We start from the raw sequence: 19836 nt of genomic DNA, 5'->3' as shown, positions 1-19836 counted from the left end.
GGCCCTCCATCATTGAAGATTCAATGGCGTACGCCCGTGCCAACCCGGGGTCAGGCCCTGCTGTTCCCGCCGCACGGAATCAGCACAGCCGGATCAGCACAGCCGGATCAGCACAGCCGGATCAGCCCAGCGGGATCGTCACCTCGTCCTCCACCGGCGGGTCGACCTCCTGGGCACGGTTGCCGGTGGCCGCGTAGCAGCGCAGCCGCACGGACTCCGGGGAGACGTCCAGGCGCAGGAAGCACTTGAAGAACGGCGGGCTGTAGGTCGCCGAGCTCGGCGAGAACAGCGACGTGTAGATCTTGCGCACGGGCAGCCGGAACCGCTTGGCCCGCTCGGGGCGGCGGCCGGTGCCCAGCAGCCCCGCGACCAGCCGGACGCGCCGGGTCACACGCGCCGAGGTGCGCGGTGCGCGCGCCGGCTTGATGCCGAGGCGCTCGGCGATCACGGCCGTCGCCTCCGCCTCGGTGAGCGTGAAGAAGCGGCGCATACCCAGCCTGCGTCCGTACAGCCGGCTGTAGAAGGCGAGGGAGTCGCCGCGCAGCGGGTAGCAGCGGAAGTCCTGCTCGGTGACGTCCGCGACGTTGACGCGGGGGATGGTGTGCGTGGCGTGCATGAACGCCCCGCCGCCGCCCGCGACCACGTACTGGAGGGTGCGCCCGTCCGCCAGCCGGACCGGGTAACGCTGGTAGTTGTGGATGTCGCCGCCGATCGCCGCGACGTAGTGGTGCGCCGGGTCGCGGACGATGTCGTCGACGGTGCCGCCGCCCTCGATGGCGCACGGCTCGTGCCTGCCGTCCACGTACAGGGGTGAGCCGGTGACAAGGATCTTCGGGCGGGGCCCCTGGGAGACCTCGCGCAGCCAGGCGCCCTGCTCGGCGTCGAGGGTGCCGAGCAACCCGGTGTCGATGCCGACGATCCGCACCGGCCCGGCGTCGATCGCCCAGTACGGGCCCGGCTGGACGGCCTGCTGGGCGGTGTCGGACCGCAACTTGCGTTCCTCGGCGAGGTGTTGCCCGTCGTCCGGACGCGGCCGGTGCCACAGCAGCGACCGGAGCCAGGCCCGGCCGAGCGGCCGCGGCCGGGGCTCGGGCGGCAGGGGCGGGGCGTCGTCGCAGAAGACCCGCATGAAGCCGCCGAGGTCCTCGTACCAGTCGTGGTTGCCGGGTATCGCGTAGATCGGCGCCCGGTAGTCCTGGTACGGGCGGAAGAACTTCGTGCCGTAGTCGTCCGCGCTGCCCACCGGGTAGATCACGTCACTGGCCAGCACGGCGAAGCTGGTGTCCTGACCGGCTTTCAGAAGGCCGGGTACGACGGCGTACTGCGGGTCGTCGCCCTCACCGGTGTCGCCGATGACCAGGAAGGAGAACCGGTCGGGGTCGTCGCGCCGGATCACCTTGTCGGCCGGTGCGCCGGTGGCGGCACGCTGCGCCACCCACCGGCTGCGGGTGCGGCCGGTCGGGTCCCCGAACCAGGAGGCCAGCACGCCGTTGCGGGCGGCCCACAGCGTCTTCGGGTTCAGCCAGGAGATCTTCTCGACGTCTCGCGGCATCAACTGCTGGTACGCGCCCCGTTCGGTGGTGCCCCAGCCGGCGCCTTCGGCGGTATCGCGTGAGGAGTCAGACACCGGTGCACCGTAACAATGATCTAGAAGCCGGTCGGCGGCGGGTTCCTCACCGCCTGCGGGCGGGTGACCCCTTCCGGTGCCGTGAAGTGCGCGGTGTCCTGACGGAGTTGCCGGAGTCCGGGCTCTCGGCGCAGGCGCCCCGGCGCGCTGCGGAAGGTCGCTCGGCCATCACCAGCAGCGGGTCGAACATCACCGCCACCCCGGCCAGCAGCAGGAAGACGACCGGTCCCAGGAGCATCGGCAGCAACAGGGACATCGGCGATTCGCCGGCCCACGTGCCGCCGCTCGTGTCGTGCACATGGACGCTGACGGCCGCCATGCCCGTGTAGTGCATCCCGGACACCGCCACACCCATCACCAGGCTCGCCCCGAGGCTCGTCAGGAAGCCGCGGATCGTCACGGCCGACCACAGGGCGGCGGTCGCGGCGGCGATGGCGATCAGCACGGACAGCACGACGCCGACCGGCTCGTATGCGACGTCGCCGTTCAGCCGCATCGCCGCCATCCCCAGGTAGTGCATGGCCGCCACCCCCAGCCCTGTGACGCCCCCCGCGACCGCCAGGGCGGAACCGCCCGTGCCGCGGTAGCCGACGATGAACACGCCGATGCCCACGACGACGACGGCCACGACGAGACTGAGCACCGTCGTGGCCACGTCGTAACGGACCCGGGTCTCCTGCACATGGAAGCCGATCATGGCGATGAAGTGCATCGTCCAGATGCCGCAGCCGATGCAGGTGGCGCCTAACGCCAGCCAGCCCGGTTTCCACGACCGCGCGTTCGGCAGCGAGCGCACGATGCACCGCAGCCCGAGCGCCCCTCCCAGACAGGCCATCAGATAAGCCGCCACCGGGGTCACCGCACCGTAGCGGAACCCGTCGACCGTGCCGTCCATGAGCCAACTCCCCCCTGCGTCATGGCTGGTGTCCAGCAAGATCTACGCGCAGGGATTCAGGGAAAGCAAGCCCTTACCGTCGGTAGGCCGTCAACTCCCGTTCATCCGCGGCCGATATGGGTCAGAAGGTGCGCTTCAGCAGGTCGAGCAGCGCCGACCAGTGCCGCTCGGCGCCCTCCTCGTGGTACGCCGCCGTGTCGGCCTGCGTGTACCCGTGCGGCGCGCCCGCGTACACCTCGCACCGGTGGCGGACGCCCGCCGCGGTCAGGGCCGCCTCGAGACGCTCGATCTGCTCCGGCGGCAGCGAGTGGTCCTGGTCGGCGTGGCCGAAGTACACCTCGGCGGTGATGTCGCCGACCACCAGGTGCGGGCTGTCCGGTGTCTCCGTCACCAGGTGTCCGCCGTGGAAGCCGGCCGCGGCCGCGACCCGCTCCGGGTGGGTCCCGGCGGTGAGCAGCGACAGCCGGGCGCCCATGCAGTAGCCGGTCAGCGCGACCGGCCCGTCGGCCGCGGCGGGCGAGCCTTCCAGCCAGCGCAGATACGCCCCGGCGTCCCGCATCGCCGGCTCGTTCGTCAGGGACTGCATGACCGGCCCGATGCGCTCGAATATCTCCGGACGCGCCTCGGGGTCGATGAACTCGGGCAGATCGAACAGCGGGGCACGGCCGTGCCGGTAGAAGAGGTTCGGCACCAGCACCGTGTAGCCCTCACCGGCCAGCCGGTCGGCCATGGACCGCAGCTGCGGACGCAGGCCGAAGGCGTCCATGAAGAGCAGGACCGCCGGGTGGGCGGCCCCGTCGGCCGGATGCACCAGATAGGCGTCGGCGGTGCCGTCCTCGGTGGGGATGTCGACAGCGGTTCCCTGTACGGCGGTCATGGCTGGGCTGCCTCTCTGTGGGGTGTGGGGGCGGAACCCGTCCGCGTCACCGGACGGATCACGGTCATCGTGGCACGCGCTTTCCGGGGGCGGGTCGCCCGCCCCTGGGAGCCGGTGTTCCCGTGAACGCCCTTTGGCGCCTCCTTTACTCGAACCGGGACGTGTCGCCCGCGCCGTGCCGCACGATCTCGGCCTCCCCGCCGGAGAAGTCGATGACGGTCGTCGGTTCGGTGCCGCATTCGCCGGAGTCGACCACCGCGTCCAGGACGTGGTCGAGCTCGTCCTTGATCTCCCATCCCTGGGTCATCGGCTCCGCCTCGCCGGGGAGCAGCAGCGTGCTGGACAGCAGCGGCTCACCGAGTTCGGTGAGCAGGGCCTGGGTGACGACGTGGTCGGGGATGCGCACGCCGACCGTCTTCTTCTTGGGGTGCTGGAGCATGCGCGGCACCTCCCTCGTCGCGGGCAGGATGAACGTGTAGCTGCCGGGGGTCGACGCCTTGATCGCGCGGAACACGTCGTTGTCGATCCGCACGAACTGGCCGAGCTGCGCGAAGTCCTGGCACACGAGGGTGAAGTGGTGCCGGTCGTCCAGCTTGCGGATCGTGCGGATCCGCTCGATGCCGTCGCGGCTGCCGAGCCGGCAGCCCAGTGCGTAGCAGGAGTCCGTGGGGTAGGCGACAAGAGCGTCCGCGCGAATGCTGTCGGCGATCTGGCCGATGGTGCGCGGCTGGGGGTTGTCGGGGTGCACGTCGTAGTACTTCGCCATCCGTCGAGCTTATGCCGACCCGGTGGTGCGGTGGCGCAGGGTGCCGTGCCAGGCCTGTGACCGGGCTCGATGGGCGTCGGTCCCGCACGAGAGACCGGGCCAGGTGAGGTAACGTCCCCGACCGGTGCGCCGGAGGCGGCGCGGGAAGCGAAGGGAAGGCCGACGTGGCGGGCCGAGAGGGCGGGAACCGGCAGCAGGAGACGCCGGCCGGGGTGGGTGCGGCGTGGGCCGAGGAACTGCTCGAGCACCTGCGCCCCGCCGCGCGGGACGTCCGCAAGGTCGTCGCCTGGCTCTCCGGAGCCGTGCGGGGATCCGTGGCCCTGCAGGACGCCGCCGGGAACCTCGTCGCCGGAACCCGGATCCCCCTGGACGAGGGCCTCGTCACGGACATCACCAGCGGCCGGATCGCCTCCGCGGCCTGGGAGAGCCACGAGCGCCACCTGCGCCTGGTCCGGGTGGAACACCCGTCCCACGCGTGCGTCCTGGCCGTCTCCCGCAGGGCCCCCTTCGACCGCCGGACCTCCGACGTCGTCACACAGACCGCCCCGGTCATCGAGCTGCTGCTGACCGCGCGCGAGTCGACCGCCGCCGGGCTCCGGCTCCAGCGGGCCACCTCCGACCTGCGCCTGGCGATCCTGCAACTGCTGATGGTCGAGGACACCGTCGCCGCCCGCCGCGTCGCCGCCGGACTCTGGCCCGGCCTGCTCGACGCGGAAACGGCATGCGTGTACGTCGTCGAGTCCGAACCCGCCGCCCGCGACCGCATCGCCGAGGAGTGCCTGGACAGCACCAGGGAGGACGCCCTGGTCGTGCGCTGCCCGGCCATGGACGGCCATGTGATCGTCGTCAGCCCCCGCGACACCACCGGCGACGCCCTGCGGTCACTGGTCGGACGGCACGCGGACACCTTCCTCGGCGGCAGCGTCCGCCAGAGCCTCGCCCGGACCGCGACCGCCTACGGACAGGCCGTCAGCGCCCTCGCCGTCGCGCACTTCCGGCCCGACAAGACCGCGGTCTACGCCGAACGCACCCACCCCGAACGCCTCATGGACCCGGAGGCGCTACGCGCCTGGACGGCCCGCCTGCTGCACCCGCTCGACAGCCTGCCGCACCACACCCGCGCCGAACTCCTCGCCACCACCCGGCTCGGCCTCGAGTTCACCGCCGTCAGCGCGGCCAAGGTCCTCGGCGTCAGCCGCAACACCGTCCGCGCCCGCATGGAACGCGTCGAGGCCCTGCTCGGCACCGACTTCGCCGACCTCACCGTGCGGGCCGTCGTCCACCTGGCGCTCAACACCCGGATCGGCCTGCCCGACACCCCGTTCGCCCGCACCACCGGAACCTGCGGGCCCGGGCTCTCCGACCTGCTGTCCGGGCCCGCGCGCACCTGGGCGCAGGACCTGCTGGGCCGGCTCGACGCGGACGCCAGGAACCCGCGGCGGACCCTGCGCACCTGGATCGCCGCCGGCGGTAACGCCGAACGCGCCGCGCAGGCCCTGGGCGTGCACGCGCAGACCGTGCGCGAACACGTCCGCAGCGCCGAACCCGTCCTGGAACGCCAGCTGCTCGCCGCGGGCACCGACCTGTACGAGGTCGTGCTGGCACACCTGCTGGTGGGCGACCTCGACCTGCCCGTTCTCCAGCGCTCCACGTGAGCCGTCCTGCCCGGGGACAACCGGGTGGCCAGGCCTCGGCGGGACGAAACCGGGCCATCCGGACTCAGCTGTGCACGGGTGAGCCTTGTTGAGCCCGCAACGGGCATCGGCACGATTCACAAGGCCTCGGCCCTGGACGTAGGTTCGAGGAACCGCGGGGGCACGACCGGAACGGGGGACCGGTCGCGCTCCCGCGCACCGGCCTCGGTGTCAGGATCCGGCGACAGCCTCAGCCGCGCAGGCGCACCGGTATCTCCTGCCAGCCGTAGGCGACGAAGGACGGCACCTGTCGCAGCCCCTCCTCGCCGACGGCCAGGCTCAGCCCGGGGAACCGGTCGAACAGCGCGGGCAACGCGGTCAGTGCCTCCAGGCGGGCCAGCGGCGCGCCGATGCAGCGGTGCACCCCGATCCCGAACGCCAGATGATCGTCGGAAGCCCGGGTGGCGTCGAAGACGTCGGCGTCCGGACCGTAGTGCTCGGGGTCGAGCCCCGCGGCGGCGTACGTCGTGATGATGGCGTCACCGGCCGGGACGGTGACGCCGCCGACGGTCAGGTCGCTCACGGCGAACCGCAGCGGCAGCGACGCGATCGACGGGTGCGCGCGCAGCGTCTCGTCGACGACGGCTTCCCAGCCGATCTCCCCGGACCGGACGGCCGCCAGCTGCTCGGGCCGGCGGAGCAGGGCGACCACCGCGTTGCCGATGAGGTTGACCGTGGTCTCGTAACCGGCGCCGATCACCAGCAGCAGCGTGTGCAGCAGCTCCTCGTCGCTGAGCCGGTCGCCGTCCTCGTCCCGGACCCGGATCAGCTCGGTGGTCATGTCGTCACCGGGGTGGGCAACCTTGTGGGCGACCAGCGCGGGCAGCACCGTGCCGATCTGCCGCTGGACGGAGGCCGCGTGCTCCGGGCTCGGATCGGTGGTGTCCATGATGGCCGCGATCATCCGGCCGGTGTCCTCGCGTAACTCGTCCGGAACCCCGAAGAGTTCGCAGATCATCCGCATCGGCAGCGGATGCGCGAACGCGTCCTTGACGTCCACGACCTCGCCGTCGGCCGCCTCCAGCGCCTCCAGCAGCTCCGTCGTGATCGCCTCCACCCGGGGCCGCATCGCCTCGGTGCGCCGGTGCGTGAAGCTCGGCGCCACCAGTTTGCGCAGCCGTGTGTGGTCCGCGCCGTAGGCGGAGAGCATGTTGACCACGCCCACCCACCCCAGGATCCAGACCCAGGACGGATGCTCACCGACCTCGGGCCACAGCCGCCAGTGCAGCCGGGGGTCCTTGCTGACCCGCGTATCGAGGATGAGCTCCTTCAGCGTGTCGTAGCGCGTGGGAGCCCAGGCGGGAATGCCGCCCGGCAGCTCCACGGGCACGATCGGGCCGAGGGCGCGCAGCCGGGCGCTCTCGGCGGGGATGTCGGCGCCGAACGGGTCCAGAGCGATGCGGTCGGTCACGGTCACGGTCGTCCTCCTGGCTGGTCGGGGGAGCGGGGGCTGAAGCGGACGGGCAGCGCCGTCAGCGAGCGGTGGAACGGACCGGGCCGCCAGGTGAGGCGCTCACGCGGCAGCACGGGTTCGAGGTCGGGCAGCCACTGCGTGAGCCGCTCGATCGCCTCGGTGGCGATGAGCAGCGTGTGCTGCTTGACCGGGCAGGCGTGCGGGCCCGCCGACCAGGACAGATGCGAGGCGTCCCCCGGGTGGCGGTCCCCGCCGCGCTCCTGCTCGGCGGCCTGCGCCAGCGCCCCGTACGAGATCACCACCGGCACCGCGGACCTGATCCACGCGCCGTGGAAGGTGACGGACGTGCGGGCGTAGTGGATACCGTAGTTGGCGAGCGGCGTCTCGTGGTGCAGCACCTCCAGCACCGCGTCCGTCACCGGGCGGGCGCCGCTGGTGAGCGTCGAGTAGTAGGCCGGGTTGCCGAGGATCCGGGACAACGCGTTGGACACCAGGTTGGCCGTCGGCTCGTACCCCGCGCCGAGGGTGAGGAACACCTGCCAGGTGACCTCCTCGGGGGTCAGAGCCGCCGGATGGTCCAGCAGCCAGCTCGGCAGGTCCTCGCCGCGCCGCTCGGACTTGGCCATGATCAGTTCCAGCACGTACCCGGCGTACTCGGCCTCGCCCTCCGCCGCCTGCGCGCCGCCCTCGATCAGTTTGCCGAGCGCGGCGTCGAGCCGGTCGCTCGCGCGCTCCGGCAGCCCGAACAGGCTGTTGAACACCAGCGCCACCAGCGGCCTGGTGAACTCGCCGACCAGGTCGGCCTCCCCGCGGGGCCCGAACCGGCCCACGAGCAGGTGCACGGCCCGGTGCACCCGGGCCCGCAGGTCGTGCGGCTCCACCAGGTCGAAGGCGTCGATCAGGGCGGTGCGGTAACGGATGTGGGCGGCGCCGTCGGCGAACAGAGTGTTGGGCCGCCAGCGCATCATGGCGAGCACGGGGGAGTCGTCGGGAACGGTCGTCTCCCACGGCCGGGGATCGTGCGAGAACGTCTCCGTGTCGTGCAGCAGGTCGAGCGCGGCCCGCCGGTCCGTGACGACGTACGCCGGTACCCCGGGCGCGAGTTCCGCCCAGCCCACCGGGCCCTGGGCGCGCAGGGCCGCGTAGTAGGGGTCGGGATCGCGGGCGAAGCCGTCCTCCCACAGGCGGACGGGCGTCGCGAGGGAGAAGGCTTGCTCGGCGGGGGAGGGGTGGGTCACCGGTGCTCCGCGGGTCGATGGTCGATCAGGTGCTGGACCAGGGCGAGCAGGGCGTCGATCGAGGAGTTCGGCTCGCGCGCGTCGCAGGTCACCATCGGCGTCGTCGGCTCCAGGTCCAGGGCGGCGCGCAGCTGCTCGGGCGTGTGGTGGCGGGGCGCGTCCGGGAAGGTGTTGAAGGCGACCGCGTACGGCAGCCCGGTCTCCTCCACCAGCCCGAGCACGTCGAACGAGGCGTCGATCCGGCGGGCGTCGACCAGGACGAGCGCGCCCAGCGCCCCGTAGGCGATGTCGTCCCACAGCGGCCGGAACCGCTCCTGTCCGGGCGTGCCGAACAGGTACAGCACGATGCCGCCCGCCAGGCTGATCCGGCCGAAGTCGATGGCGACCGTGGTGGTCGACTTGTCCCGAACCCCGGCGAGATCGTCCACCTGCGCGGACGCCTCGGTGAGCTGCTCCTCCGTGTGCAGGGGACGGATCTCGGACACGGAGCCGATGAGGGTGGTCTTGCCCACCCCGAAGGGTCCTGTGACCAGGATCTTCACCAGGTCGCGGGCGGTGTCCGGGAGATGGATGCCGTCACCGCCGGCGGCGGCGTCAACGGTGCTTGAGGTCGCGGAGGCCATCGGCCACTCTCTTCAGCAGGTCGGGGTCGAAGCGTCGGGCGGGCGGGATCGGCGCGCGGGCCAGCACGAGGTCGTGGTCGATGAGGTCGGCGGCCAGCACCAGCACCGCGGAGACGGGCAGCCGCAGCAGGGCCGCGGCCTCCACCACCGTCAGCGCCCCGTACTCCAGCTCCTCCAACAGGGCCGCCTGCGCGGCGGTGAGACCGGCGGGGGCGGGCTCGCCGCTGCCGGTGAGGACCGACAGCCGCTCCAGATGGGTGCGGCTGGGCCGGGCCACTCCGCCGGTCGACAGGTACGCGGGAACCAGGGGACGGCCGCCCCGGCGGGGGGTCATGCCGGCGTGTCGCCGTCGGCACCTCGGGGCCCGGCGGCCATCGCCTTCTCACCCAGCCGCGCGACCTGCGAGTGCACACGGTGGGCGAGCAGGTCGAGACGCACCTCGGGGTCGCCGTACGCGGCCACACAGGTGCCGTGGTCGGTCGGCACGATCAGCACATAGCCGTGGTCCGACTCGATGACGACCTGCCGTATCTCGGCCCGGTCGGAGTCCGCGAACGCCGCCGCCGCGGTACGGCACGCGCCCTGCACGGTGCTGGTGATGGCGGCGACCCGTTCCGCCGACGGCTGCGACAGCGCGTCGGTGTAGCCGGTCACGAGCCCGTCCCGGGTGAGCAGCACGGCGGCCACGACGTGCGGCACCTCCAGGACCGGTTCGAGCACCCATGCCGTGTCCCCCGCTGCGCGGCTGGTCATCGAGCCGTTCCCCCTTCATGGTCGTTCCGGTGTCGGTCGGTGTCGTCGGATGCCTCGTCGGCCGTGGTCGCGGCCGGGGCACCATCAGGTACGGACGGGAGGGCGCCGGTGTTCGGCCGGGCGGCGAAGCGCGCGGCCGCCGTGCCGGACTGGAGCGCGCCGAGGGCGGCGGCGGACTCCTCGGGGCGCCGCGGCCAGCGCTGCGGCGCGGGCGTCGGTGCGGGTGCGGTGGCCGGGGCGGCGGCGTCCGCCGGGGGCGTGATCCGGCTGCGGCGCCGCCGCTGGGGGAGGCCGCCGCTGTCCCGGGGGCCGTGGTGGCCGGAGACCGGGGGCTCGGCCTGCTCGTCCCGGTCGGAGCCGTAGCCGTGGTCGTGGCCGGTGGTGCTGCGAGACCGCCCGGAGCCGTGAGCGCCGGTGGCGGAGGGCGGTGCTGAGCCGTGGTCGGAGGCGGGGGACTGCGGTTCTGAGCCGTGTCCCGTTGCGGCGGACTGCGGTTCTGAGCTGTGGACCGAGGCGGCGGACTGCGGCGCGGGCGGCCGGGGCTCGGCGGTCGGCTCAGGCGCGTCGGACGGGGCGGCCGGGACCGGCCCGGGTTCCTGGGACGGTGTCCCCGGCGTCGGCTCGGGTCCCCGGGAGGGAGCGTCGGCCGGCGCCTGCTCGGGCCCCCGGGACGATGCGGCGGGGGCCGCCCCCGGCCCGCCGGGCGCGCGCGTCCCGGCGCTTTCGGCGCTCCGGGACAAGACCGGCCCGCCCTTGGCGTCCCGCTCCGCCCTGCGGGTCGAACGCGGGGCGCTGGCCGCGGGAGGCAGTTCCTCGGGGTCGATCCGGCTCAGCAGACGACTGTCGACCCGCAGCACCGCCCGCACACCGCCGTACGGGGACGGGGAGGACAGGTCCACGCTCAGGTCGAACTGCCGGGTCAGCTGGCCGATGGCGGCGAGTCCCATGCGCGGCGGGTCGCCGAGCTCGGTGAGCAGGATCGGCTCGCGACCGCCCACCATCCGCTGGGCACGGGCCCGTTCGTCCTGCGTCATGCCCAGCCCGGCGTCGTCGACGGTGACACAGGCACCGTGGTGGACGGCCTCGAGGTTGACCACGACGTCGGTGTCGGGCGCGGAGTGCCGCAGTGCGTTGTCGAGGAGTTCGGCGACGATGATGGCGACCGGTTCGACGGCATGCGACACCAGGGCGGTGCCCGCCGCCAGGTGGTTGTGGACCCGGACCCGCTGATAGCCCGGGAGCCGCGCCTGACCGCCCGTCACCGCGTCGACGAGATGGGACTCCTCCCGCGCCAGCCCCACCCAGGCCCCGCACACCACCGCCGCGACCTGCGCGCGCCGCAGGGACTGTTCGTTCTCGTGGTCCAGTGCGAACAGGATCTGGGCCAACTCGGGTTCGTCGTACCGCTGTTGCAGACCGCGCAGGGCGTCCTGCAACCGGTACAGCGCTGCCTGGATCTCCCGGGTGGCCCCGCGCATCCCGGCCTGTGCCGCCGCGTCGATGCGGGTGCGCTGTGCGGCGAGTTCGGTGTGCAGGCCCTTGATCACCTGTTCCAGGGCGACACCGAGGGGCGAACCGGCGAGTTGCGGGTTCAGCGGGCCGGGCACGGCGATGTGCGGATGGGCCACCTGCCGGGCCGCGGCGGGCACCCGGCGTGCCGCCAAGTGCTCGACCTCGGACGTGAAGGCCCGTGAGGTTCCGTCGAGTTGGGCCCGCAGGGCGGTCGTCTTCGCCCGTTGCGCGCTCAGTTGCCGCCGCGAGCGCAGCAGCCCGCCGCCGAGGGCGAACGCGGACAGCGTGCCGAGGGCGAGACCACCGACGGCCAGGTCCGGTAGATCGATCATCGAGTGGGTTCCAGGGGGAGGCGGGCAGGGCGTGGTCCGAGGCGCTCTGTCGAGCTACCCGCAGCACAGTACACACCGTCACAGACCGATCTCGCACGGTGGAGCACCACTTCCTTTTGAAACTGGACCATTTCTGTTCGCCTCTGCGATAACTGTCTGGATTGCCTTACAGGGTAGGGGAGTTGATGATCCGTGCGGGTCTGTCCCGGCGGAGCGACGCTCGTCGTCAGGCATGCGATCGCACGGCTACCGAAAGTGACCGCAACGGTCCGTGTGGCCGCTCGGAGGGCGGGTACCCGTCCGGCGCCTGAGAGGTCCGCCCCGCGAGAAGGAGGTCCGAATGAGCAGCCAGACGGAGACCGGCGGTGTGACCGGTACGCAGGACAAGGACTACAACCTGATCTGGTACGTCGAGGCGTGCCTGAACAACGCCCTGCGCCTGGAGAGTTACATCCAGGACGCGGAGCGCGCCAAGGACACCGAGGTCGCGGATCTGTTCCGCAAGGCCCAGGCGGACAGCCGCAAGGGTGCCGAACTGGGCAAGGGACTTCTGCGCGCCCGCCTGAACGAGGGCTGAGGCCCGACGGGGCAGCGAGGGCCCGGACGGCGCCGACCGGCGCTGCCCGGGCCCTCTTGGTGCCGGGGTGGAGGGAGTGCCGCACTCAGCCGGCGTACACCCACCCTGCGCCGGGCGGAGGTTGTACGGGGTCACAGCCGGAATGCGTCGGTCACTCGTTCGACGAGGACGTCCTCCGTCATGGCGACGCCGACCTCGATGGCGGGGAGTCCCAGACATGCGGTCTCCTCGCGGAGGCGAGTCGTGAACATGTGATCACGCGCGGCGAGGTTGCGGTCCGCCCGCTCCGGATCGCTGGTCCTTCCCGTGAAGCCGGTCCCTGCCGCGGCCCGGACCGCGAACACGGCCTGACGGAACTCCGCCGTCGGCAGGAGCCACACGGCATGGCCGGGACCGGTGAGCAGCGGCTTCACCAGGTGGGGGAGCAGCCGGAAACCCTCGACGACGACACAGGTCTCCCGCCCCATGGCGAGCAGGTCCTCGACGATCAGGCCGAAGCCCTCCCCGTGGAACCAGTGGAACGTCTCGAGCATGGTCCCGGGGGACCGGTTCACCCACCGCTCGTCCATGTCCATGGCCAGGAAGTCGTGCAGCAGCGGGGCTTCCTCGGGCGTGGTCCGCCGGGCGTGCTCCGGCATCACGTCGTCGGTCGCGTACAGCCGCCACCCGTGCCGGTCGGCGAGCGTACGGGCGACCGTCGACTTGCCCGCGCCGCTCCCGCCTCCGATCCAGTAGACGTGCCCCAGCCGCGCGGCGAGCTCCGCGGTGTCGGGCGCCTCGTCGTTCCCGCCTGGCTGCATCCTCGGTCTCTCCCGCACTCACGCCTCGTTGTCAGTGGCGGATGCCACGATGCCCGAAGCCCGGACACCCGTTCCACCCGAGGAGGAGCCCATGGTGCGCAGGCCGGTCGAGGGAGAGGTCCATGTGCACTACGGGCAGATCTACGTCGAGAGCGACCCGGACACCTTCGGGCCGGGCCTCGCTGAGGCGTTCGCCGGGCAGAGCGCGGGGCTGTGCGGAGCGGCGACCCCGGGCGCCCTGTGGCTGAGCACCGGTCTGCACACCGGTGATGTCGGCTTCACGGTCGAGGTGCACGAGCAGGCGCCGCCGCTGGACCCGGCCTGGGAGGACGTGGTGGAGGTGTCCTTCCGCCCCGCCTCGGCGGACAGCGCGCTCGTGCAGTGGGCGGGCGAGGCCTCCTGGCAGCTCGATCTGGAGGTGATCGACTACCGGGTGCGGTACTGCGCGCAGGGCATGGACCGGGCGAGCGCCGAGGACACCCGGCTGGACGACGAGCCGCAACTGGACCGCTACCTCCTGCAGTTCTGGCCCGCCCCGCCCGAGCCGGACCGCGTCCTGAGACAGACCTCGCGGACCGCCGCGTACTGGCACGGCTACGCCCGCCGGCAACCGCCCCCTCCCACCCCGGCCGAACGCGCCGAGGCCGAACGCGAGGCCCGCCTCGCACGGGAGTCGGCGGAACGGGAACGGCTGCTGGCCTTCGAACGATGGCAGTGGGGCGGTCAGCTGCCGAGCCAGGCCCTGCGTGACGTCGGCGGAAACGTCAGGGGCCTGCGCGACTTCGACCCAGCCCTGCTGCACGCGATAGACGCCGCAGGCCCCGGCACCCAGCGCGCGGTGGCCCTGCTCGCGGCCCGCCGGGCCTGCGAGGCGGCCGGGCTCACCGCCCTCCACTGGGTCGCCGACGCCCTGACCGCCCTGGCCGACGGCAGTCCACTGCCGTCGCCCTTCGACGACGACGCCCGCATGTGGGACACCCTGGCCTCCGACCCGGGCCTCCCGGACAGGACCGTCGGCCGGGCCGTGCCGCCCGAACGACCCCCCTTCCAGCCGCCCGCGTCCACCGGAACCCCCGAGCCGCGGCCTCAGAGTGTGGCGCCGGTCGTGGTGGGGCCCGCGGCCGCGGTGGCGAAGGCCCAGAGCCCGGCGCGGGCCGACGGCCCGGCCTCGTACGCCGTCATGTTCACCGTCGGCGCGCCGGATCCGTCCGTGCGCGTCTCGCAGCCGCACATGGCCCTCCCCGCGGTCACCGGAGCCGCCGAACCCGACCCGCTCCGCGCCGCCGTCGACGCGGTCTTCGCGGCGGTGGTCACCTACGGCGAGGACTACCCGGCCCTCCTGACGGAGATCCGGTCCGCGGTCGAGGGCCGGATCACGCGCTGACCAACCGGCCCCAAGCCCCGGCAAGGGTCTGGAAAGACGGAGGAATACCGGTCAGGTCTTGGCCGATCCCACCGCGTGCAGCGTCCACTTGTTCTCGAGCCGACGCTGCCCGGGGCCGACCAGCGCTTCCCGCGGCGGGAGAGGGGCCGTCGGCCCCACATGTGACGCACCGTAGCGGCGGCGTCCTCCCCACACCGGCCGGCCCCGGGGACAGCACCGCCGCCGGGAGAGATCCCGGGATACGTGACTGAGCCCGCCCCACCGGGTACTCGGGCGGTCCGCCACGACCGGCCGGGCGGCTGCTCGCGGCGCCGACCCGGTCGGCCGCCGGCCCCGAGCCGAAGGAGCCCCTGCTCATGACGGACGTATCCGGCACCGGTCCCGCTCCGGGCGACGACCGCGAGGTCCTCACCAACCGCCAGGGCCATCCGGTCTTCGACAACCAGAATCAGCGCACCGTCGGCGCCCGAGGCCCCGCCACACTGGAGAACTACCAGTTCCTCGAGAAGATCAGCCACTTCGACCGGGAACGCATCCCCGAACGCGTCGTGCACGCCCGCGGTGTCACGGCCTACGGCCACTTCGAGGCGTACGGCACCTGGGGCGACGAGCCGATCAGCCGCTACACCCGGGCCAAGCTGTTCCAGGAGCGCGGCAAGCGCACGGACGTGGCCGTCCGCTTCTCCACTGTCATCGGCGGACGCGACTCCTCCGAAGCCGCCCGGGACCCCCGTGGTTTCGCCGTCAAGTTCTACACCGAGGACGGCAACTGGGACCTGGTCGGCAACAACCTGGGCGTCTTCTTCATCCGCGACGCCATCAAGTTCCCGGACGTCATCCACGCCCTCAAACCGGACCCGGTGACCTTCGAGCAGCAGCCCCGCCGCATCTTCGACTTCATGTCGCAGACGCCCGAGGCCATGCACATGCTGGTCAACCTGTTCAGTCCGCGCGGCATCCCCGCGGACTACCGCCATATGCAGGGCTTCGGCGTCAACACGTACAAGTGGGTCAACGCCGACGGCGACACCAAGCTCGTCAAGTACCACTGGATGCCCAGGCAGGGCGTACGCAGCATGACCGAGGAGGACGCGGCCAACGTCCAGGCCGACACGCTCGGTCACGCCACCAAGGACCTGTACGAGGCCGTCGCGAGCGGTGACTGTCCGGAGTGGGAGCTGCTCGTCCAGATGATGGACGACCACGACCACCCGGAGCTCGACTTCGACCCGCTGGACGACACCAAGACCTGGCCCGAGCAGGACTTCCCGCCCAGGCCGGTCGGCCGGATGGTGCTCGACCGGATGCCGGCGGACTTCTTCGCCGAGAACGAGCAGATCTCCTTCGGCACCGGCGTTCTCGTCGACGGCCTGGACTTCTCCGACGACAAGATGCTCGTCGGCCGGACCTTCTCGTACAGCGACACCCAGCGCTACCGGGTCGGCCCGAACTACCTCCAGCTCCCCGTCAACCAGGCGCAGAACGCGCGGGTGCGCACCAACCAGCGCGACGGCCAGATGGCGTACCACGTCGACGGTGCGGGCGAGAACCCGCAGGTCAACTACGAGCCGTCGATCACCGGCGGCCTGCGCGAGGCCCGTTACCCGACCCACGACGAGCAGGGGCCCGAGATCCGCGGCCGTCTCACCCGTAAGCGCATCCCGCGCACCAACGACTACCTCCAGGCAGGACAGCGCTATCTGCTCCTGGAGGACTGGGAGCGCGACGACCTGGTGAAGAACTTCATCGGTCAACTGTCCCGGTGCGACCGGGCCGTCCAGGAACGCATGGTCTGGCACTTCCTGCTGGTCGAGAACGACCTCGGCCTGCGGGTCGGCGAGGGACTGGGCATCGGCCCCGAGGACGTGGCGGATCTACAGCCCCTGGCGAGCCAGGACCTCACGGACGAGGACCGCGAACGGCTGTCCAAGCTCGGCAAGAACCCGCCGCGCGACGTCGAGGGACTCACCATGACCCACTGCGTCCCCGACACGCGGCACGTGGTGAACCGCTGACCGGTCACCGCGCCAGGGCCGCACGGGCGGCCGCGAGGGCCTGTTCCGCGTAGCTCCGGCCGAACAGCACGGTGTGCACCAGCAGCGGGAACAGTTGGTGCACACCGACCCGGTCGGTCCAGCCGACGGCCAGCGGCGCCGTCTCCTCGTAGCCGTCCAGCACCTGCTCCAGATGGGGACAGCCGAAGAGCCGCAGCATCGCCAGGTCGGTCTCGCGATGTCCGCCGTGTGCCGCCGGGTCGATCAGCCAGACCTGCCCGTCGGCTCCCCACAGCACGTTGCCGCTCCACAGATCCCCGTGCAGCCGCGCGGGCGACTCGGCCGGCCCGGCGAGTTCCGGCAGCCGCTCGCACAGCCGCTCCACGACGCTCGCCTCACCCGGGCGGACGGTGCCCTGATCGACCGCGCGCCGCAGATACGGCAGTACACGGTGCTCGGCGTACCAGCGCGGCCAGTCGGTGCCGGGCTCGTTGCGCATCGGGGCGAGCCCGATGTACGCGTCCGCGGGCCCGTCGGGTGGCGGCGCGCCGAACGCGGGCGCCCCGGCGGCGTGCAGACCGGCCAGCGCACGGCCGAAGGCGACCGCCGCGTCCCGGCTCGGCCGTCCCTCCGGAATCCGGTCGACGACCAGCCAGTCGTCGTCGTGGCCGTGCACCTCCGGCACCCGCACGGTGCCGGTGGCGGCCAGCCAGCGCAGCCCGGCCGCCTCGGCCCGCGTCGCCCCCGGGTCGCCGGACCGCTTGACGACCACCACCCGCCCGTCGTCGAGAGTGACCTCGGCGAGGGACCCCGAGAGAGACCGTTCGCCGGTGACCTCGTGTGCGGTGAGCCGGGCCACGGCATCCGAACGGGCGGTCATACGTGCTCCTCGTCGACGCCGGATTCGATCAACGAACAGCGTACGTTCGCACTCTTCGGGGGCGCGGGGAGCCGCGCGACCAGCCCCCACGCACCCGCACACGACACCTCACCCCTCGAACCCGCAGTCCACATCGAGCAGCTGAAGGGGCCGCGTCGCGTCGAGGTCGACATAGGCAGTGAAGTCCGCCCTGTCCTCCCCGCCGTTCCAGTGCGTGCTCACCGTCGCCCACCCGACCCGCGCCGACTGGGCCGTGGTCACCGGACCGACGTCGATGGACACCGGGATGTTCTGCGCACACAGCAGCACGTCGAACTCGGGGTTCGCCGCGACCTTCTCCTTCAGCTGCGGCGAGATGCCGTACTTGCGGGTGAAGTCCCCGGGCCCGTGCTCCCCGTAGAAGTCCTGAAGGAACGTGTGGATCTCCTGCGCGGTGTACCGGTCGTTGCCGTCGACGGCGGACGCGGCGGCGGCCGGAAGCGCCGCGGCGGCGATGCCGAGGGCGGCGACGCAGCCGACGGCGTACGCGCGCCACCGGGCCGGGCGTGAAGCGTTGCGGAACATTCTGGTTACCCCCGTTGTGTTCGGTTCGTGGTCGCAGGAGTGGACCCGCCGCACCCGGCCCTCGTTGCACCCCGCTTGACGGCCGTTTCGATTCCGGGACATTCGCCACCCGCCGGTCACGCGGGACGGTGAAATCCCGCCGTCCGCCGACAGAACCGGCCACAGGCGGGGGAGCAGTGGCACATGACGAGTTCTTCGTTCCAGCCCACCATCGCTCTGCCCGCCCCCGTGTGCGAACAGGCCGCACAGCATCTGGAGCAGGCCGCGCAGCGGGCCATCGACGGGGCGGCGATCCCCCTGAAGGCGTTCCGGGCGGCCGCCGACAGCGACTTCACGCTCCCCGTGCAAGTCGTCGAGCAGGCCGCGGCCTGCCTGCTGGTTCTGGCCACCGAGACCGCCCAGACCGTACGTCCCTCCGCCCTGCGCGCCACCATCAGCGTCGCGCTGCGGCTGCGGGACGCCGTGCACCTGGCGCACCAGCCCGCTCTCAGCAGCAGGTTCTGGTAAGCCCGGGCAGTCGGGCCGGGCCGGCCCGTCAGGTCTCGCGGAAGGCGACCACGGCCTGCCTGCGGCGCAGTTCCTCCAGCGTGGCGCGCTGCCGCCGGGCCCGTTCGGCGAGGTCGTCGAGCTGCCGCGCGTCGAGACGTTCGAGCATCGGGGCCAGTTCGCGGAGCGTGTCCCAGCCGGCCGCTTTGCCCGTCACACCGAGCACCAGCGCCTCCAGCTCCCACAACGTGCTCAACGGGGACCGCCGCACCAGGCTGCCGTTGCTCTTCAGCCGCCCCACCTGCTCGGCCGCGCGGCCCGCGTAGACCTTGTAGCGCCGTACCGGCACGTCGAGCCGCCGCATGATGTGGAGCAGGCTCGACCGGTCCTCGGCGATCTCGGCGGCGATCGGAGCCAGCGCGTCGCCGAGCGCCGTGCCCCGGCACGAGCGCAGCAGGTAACGCACCCGCGCGGTCCCGGCGGTGGCGCCGGCGAGATGGTCGTTGAGATAGATGCCCAGCAGGGCCAGGTCGGTGGCCGGGGCACGCCCGGCGCCCGGCGCGTCCGCTCGCCGTTCCGTCATGACACTGCTCCTGTCCTGCTCCGGCCCCGCTCGACGGCCACGCTCGTGGTGACGCGCACGACGCAGGGTCTGCTGGGCGTCGAGCCGAACCCGAACCGCACGGGAGGCTCGACCGGGGCGAGTGCGCCGAGGCAGGCGCCCTCGTAGGTGGCGGTGGCCGAGACCACCGGGCGCAGGTCCCGGGCGCCGTACCACTGGTGACGGCCTGGCCGGGCACTGCCGTGAGTGCGTGCGCCCAGCAGCAGCCGGGCCGGCCGGTCCCACAGTGCGATCCAGCCCGGACGGGTGGCGATCAGGCCCGGTACGGCCCGCAGCGCGAGCCCCGTCGCACTCCTGCGGCCCGTACGGAAACGCAGCTCCAGCGACGCCGCGGAGACAGCCCAGTGCCGGCGGTCGGTGACCCGCACCCGGACCGGTGCGACCCGGACCTCGTCGAAGACGTACGTGCTCGCCACGAAGTCCGCCGTCTCCCGCGACGGCGCCAGCAGCAGCCGGTGCCCGCCCGCCGCTTCGAACATCACGTCACTGAACGGCCCGAACGGGGAACGCACCCAGTGACCGAGCACCACGCGGGCGCCGGACGCCGTTCCGATCCCCGCGATCCAGCCGTCGAACCGCAGCGTGCGCACGGGCCGCCGGGTTCTTGGGCGGCGGGCCGGGGGTTCGCCGGACGTCGCGGGTCCGTGGAAGAGCACGCGGCCCGGGTGCCCGGCGCCTCCGCGGCGAAACGGAGCCGGCGTCCCTCCCCACGTGCTCCCTCGATGTGGCCGAGACCACGTCCGGGACGAGGCCCCGATCACGTCCCGCCCCGCGCGGCGGCAGCTACCGTCTACGACC

General features: G+C 72.5%; 20 protein-coding genes. 5 read left to right on the top strand and 15 right to left on the bottom strand.

Features of this window, described 5'->3' with window-relative positions; all coding sequences use genetic code 11:
• Positions 1 to 121 precede the first annotated feature (121 nt).
• The 4 genes from ABEA82_RS34685 to ABEA82_RS34670 form a co-directional block, all read right to left on the bottom strand.
• Complete coding sequence (locus ABEA82_RS34685; RefSeq protein ID WP_345665710.1) at positions 122 to 1627, bottom strand: metallophosphoesterase family protein; 1506 nt, start codon at positions 1625 to 1627, stop codon at positions 122 to 124.
• A 46-nt stretch (positions 1628 to 1673) separates the two neighbouring features.
• Positions 1674 to 2522, bottom strand: coding sequence for an MHYT domain-containing protein (locus ABEA82_RS34680; protein ID WP_345665709.1), 849 nt, complete (start codon positions 2520 to 2522; stop codon positions 1674 to 1676).
• A gap of 121 nt (positions 2523 to 2643) precedes the next feature.
• Entirely contained in the window at positions 2644 to 3399 is a 756-nt protein-coding gene (locus ABEA82_RS34675; RefSeq protein WP_345665708.1) for a dienelactone hydrolase family protein, read from the bottom strand.
• Positions 3400 to 3544: 145 nt separating this feature from the next.
• Complete coding sequence (locus ABEA82_RS34670; protein ID WP_345665707.1) at positions 3545 to 4165, bottom strand: L-threonylcarbamoyladenylate synthase; 621 nt, start codon at positions 4163 to 4165, stop codon at positions 3545 to 3547.
• A gap of 164 nt (positions 4166 to 4329) precedes the next feature.
• Here ABEA82_RS34670 and ABEA82_RS34665 point away from each other — a divergent pair, with 164 nt between their 5' ends.
• Entirely contained in the window at positions 4330 to 5820 is a 1491-nt protein-coding gene (locus ABEA82_RS34665; RefSeq protein ID WP_345665706.1) for a helix-turn-helix domain-containing protein, read from the top strand.
• A gap of 229 nt (positions 5821 to 6049) precedes the next feature.
• Here ABEA82_RS34665 and ABEA82_RS34660 read toward each other — a convergent pair whose 3' ends face one another.
• From ABEA82_RS34660 to ABEA82_RS34635, 6 genes are read right to left on the bottom strand one after another with little or no spacing between them, the layout of a single operon-like run.
• Positions 6050 to 7276, bottom strand: a complete 1227-nt coding sequence (locus tag ABEA82_RS34660; protein ID WP_345665705.1) for a cytochrome P450 family protein — start codon at positions 7274 to 7276, stop codon at positions 6050 to 6052.
• A complete protein-coding gene (locus tag ABEA82_RS34655) occupies positions 7273 to 8511 on the bottom strand; it encodes a cytochrome P450 family protein (protein ID WP_345665704.1) in 1239 nt (412 codons plus the stop codon). The genes ABEA82_RS34660 and ABEA82_RS34655 overlap by 4 nt, the downstream gene beginning before the upstream one ends.
• Positions 8508 to 9134, bottom strand: coding sequence for a GTP-binding protein (locus ABEA82_RS34650; RefSeq protein ID WP_345665703.1), 627 nt, complete (start codon positions 9132 to 9134; stop codon positions 8508 to 8510). Before ABEA82_RS34650 ends, ABEA82_RS34655 begins: the two co-directional genes overlap by 4 nt.
• Entirely contained in the window at positions 9106 to 9468 is a 363-nt protein-coding gene (locus ABEA82_RS34645) for a DUF742 domain-containing protein (RefSeq protein WP_003987819.1), read from the bottom strand. The genes ABEA82_RS34650 and ABEA82_RS34645 overlap by 29 nt, the downstream gene beginning before the upstream one ends.
• Entirely contained in the window at positions 9465 to 9887 is a 423-nt protein-coding gene (locus ABEA82_RS34640; protein WP_030897082.1) for a roadblock/LC7 domain-containing protein, read from the bottom strand. Before ABEA82_RS34640 ends, ABEA82_RS34645 begins: the two co-directional genes overlap by 4 nt.
• Entirely contained in the window at positions 9884 to 11731 is a 1848-nt protein-coding gene (locus ABEA82_RS34635) for an ATP-binding protein (protein WP_345665702.1), read from the bottom strand. The genes ABEA82_RS34640 and ABEA82_RS34635 overlap by 4 nt, the downstream gene beginning before the upstream one ends.
• A gap of 340 nt (positions 11732 to 12071) precedes the next feature.
• On the opposite strand from ABEA82_RS34635, the gene ABEA82_RS34630 reads away from it, so the two are divergent.
• On the top strand, positions 12072 to 12308 hold the full coding sequence (locus ABEA82_RS34630) for a hypothetical protein (protein ID WP_345665701.1): 237 nt from the start codon (positions 12072 to 12074) through the stop codon (positions 12306 to 12308).
• A 131-nt stretch (positions 12309 to 12439) separates the two neighbouring features.
• Here ABEA82_RS34630 and ABEA82_RS34625 read toward each other — a convergent pair whose 3' ends face one another.
• Positions 12440 to 13108, bottom strand: a complete 669-nt coding sequence (locus ABEA82_RS34625) for a hypothetical protein (protein ID WP_345665700.1) — start codon at positions 13106 to 13108, stop codon at positions 12440 to 12442.
• 91 nt (positions 13109 to 13199) lie between these two features.
• Between ABEA82_RS34625 and ABEA82_RS34620 the strand changes: the two genes are divergently transcribed.
• Together ABEA82_RS34620 and ABEA82_RS34615 are read left to right on the top strand one after the other, a co-directional pair.
• Entirely contained in the window at positions 13200 to 14492 is a 1293-nt protein-coding gene (locus tag ABEA82_RS34620; protein ID WP_345665699.1) for a hypothetical protein, read from the top strand.
• A 356-nt stretch (positions 14493 to 14848) separates the two neighbouring features.
• Positions 14849 to 16507: a catalase gene (locus tag ABEA82_RS34615; protein WP_345665698.1), complete on the top strand. Its 1659-nt coding sequence runs from the start codon at positions 14849 to 14851 to the stop codon at positions 16505 to 16507.
• A gap of 4 nt (positions 16508 to 16511) precedes the next feature.
• Here ABEA82_RS34615 and ABEA82_RS34610 read toward each other — a convergent pair whose 3' ends face one another.
• Both ABEA82_RS34610 and ABEA82_RS34605 read right to left on the bottom strand, forming a co-directional pair.
• The gene (locus tag ABEA82_RS34610) at positions 16512 to 17366 is read right to left on the bottom strand and encodes a fructosamine kinase family protein (protein WP_345665697.1); all 855 of its coding nucleotides are present in this window, start codon (positions 17364 to 17366) and stop codon (positions 16512 to 16514) included.
• 108 nt (positions 17367 to 17474) lie between these two features.
• The gene (locus ABEA82_RS34605) at positions 17475 to 17930 is read right to left on the bottom strand and encodes a hypothetical protein (protein WP_345665696.1); all 456 of its coding nucleotides are present in this window, start codon (positions 17928 to 17930) and stop codon (positions 17475 to 17477) included.
• A 183-nt stretch (positions 17931 to 18113) separates the two neighbouring features.
• On the opposite strand from ABEA82_RS34605, the gene ABEA82_RS34600 reads away from it, so the two are divergent.
• A complete protein-coding gene (locus tag ABEA82_RS34600) occupies positions 18114 to 18437 on the top strand; it encodes a hypothetical protein (RefSeq protein WP_345665695.1) in 324 nt (107 codons plus the stop codon).
• Between the two features lie 28 nt (positions 18438 to 18465).
• Here ABEA82_RS34600 and ABEA82_RS34595 read toward each other — a convergent pair whose 3' ends face one another.
• Together ABEA82_RS34595 and ABEA82_RS34590 are read right to left on the bottom strand one after the other, a co-directional pair.
• Positions 18466 to 18999, bottom strand: a complete 534-nt coding sequence (locus ABEA82_RS34595; RefSeq protein WP_345665694.1) for a hypothetical protein — start codon at positions 18997 to 18999, stop codon at positions 18466 to 18468.
• Positions 18996 to 19628, bottom strand: coding sequence for a hypothetical protein (locus tag ABEA82_RS34590; RefSeq protein WP_345665693.1), 633 nt, complete (start codon positions 19626 to 19628; stop codon positions 18996 to 18998). Before ABEA82_RS34590 ends, ABEA82_RS34595 begins: the two co-directional genes overlap by 4 nt.
• Positions 19629 to 19836 lie beyond the last annotated feature (208 nt).

The sequence above is a fragment of the Streptomyces venetus genome (genome assembly GCF_039540295.1).
Lineage (GTDB): Bacteria > Actinomycetota > Actinomycetes > Streptomycetales > Streptomycetaceae > Streptomyces > Streptomyces venetus.
Note: the sequence above shows the minus strand (reverse complement) of the source record. Positions and strands in the feature narration are given on the sequence as shown.

What these genes read in the sequence shown, in the direction of transcription:
- ABEA82_RS34680 (WP_345665709.1), bottom strand. Translation starts at nt 2,522, where the DNA reads ATGGACGGCACGGTCGACGGGTTCCGCTACGGTGCGGTGACCCCGGTG.
- ABEA82_RS34675 (WP_345665708.1), bottom strand. Translation starts at nt 3,399, where the DNA reads ATGACCGCCGTACAGGGAACCGCTGTCGACATCCCCACCGAGGACGGC.
- ABEA82_RS34670 (WP_345665707.1), bottom strand. Translation starts at nt 4,165, where the DNA reads ATGGCGAAGTACTACGACGTGCACCCCGACAACCCCCAGCCGCGCACC.
- ABEA82_RS34650 (WP_345665703.1), bottom strand. Translation starts at nt 9,134, where the DNA reads ATGGCCTCCGCGACCTCAAGCACCGTTGACGCCGCCGCCGGCGGTGAC.
- ABEA82_RS34645 (WP_003987819.1), bottom strand. Translation starts at nt 9,468, where the DNA reads ATGACCCCCCGCCGGGGCGGCCGTCCCCTGGTTCCCGCGTACCTGTCG.
- ABEA82_RS34640 (WP_030897082.1), bottom strand. Translation starts at nt 9,887, where the DNA reads ATGACCAGCCGCGCAGCGGGGGACACGGCATGGGTGCTCGAACCGGTC.
- ABEA82_RS34635 (WP_345665702.1), bottom strand. Translation starts at nt 11,731, where the DNA reads ATGATCGATCTACCGGACCTGGCCGTCGGTGGTCTCGCCCTCGGCACG.
- ABEA82_RS34630 (WP_345665701.1), top strand. Translation starts at nt 12,072, where the DNA reads ATGAGCAGCCAGACGGAGACCGGCGGTGTGACCGGTACGCAGGACAAG.
- ABEA82_RS34625 (WP_345665700.1), bottom strand. Translation starts at nt 13,108, where the DNA reads ATGCAGCCAGGCGGGAACGACGAGGCGCCCGACACCGCGGAGCTCGCC.
- ABEA82_RS34620 (WP_345665699.1), top strand. Translation starts at nt 13,200, where the DNA reads ATGGTGCGCAGGCCGGTCGAGGGAGAGGTCCATGTGCACTACGGGCAG.
- ABEA82_RS34615 (WP_345665698.1), top strand. Translation starts at nt 14,849, where the DNA reads ATGACGGACGTATCCGGCACCGGTCCCGCTCCGGGCGACGACCGCGAG.
- ABEA82_RS34610 (WP_345665697.1), bottom strand. Translation starts at nt 17,366, where the DNA reads ATGACCGCCCGTTCGGATGCCGTGGCCCGGCTCACCGCACACGAGGTC.
- ABEA82_RS34605 (WP_345665696.1), bottom strand. Translation starts at nt 17,930, where the DNA reads ATGTTCCGCAACGCTTCACGCCCGGCCCGGTGGCGCGCGTACGCCGTC.
- ABEA82_RS34600 (WP_345665695.1), top strand. Translation starts at nt 18,114, where the DNA reads ATGACGAGTTCTTCGTTCCAGCCCACCATCGCTCTGCCCGCCCCCGTG.
- ABEA82_RS34595 (WP_345665694.1), bottom strand. Translation starts at nt 18,999, where the DNA reads ATGACGGAACGGCGAGCGGACGCGCCGGGCGCCGGGCGTGCCCCGGCC.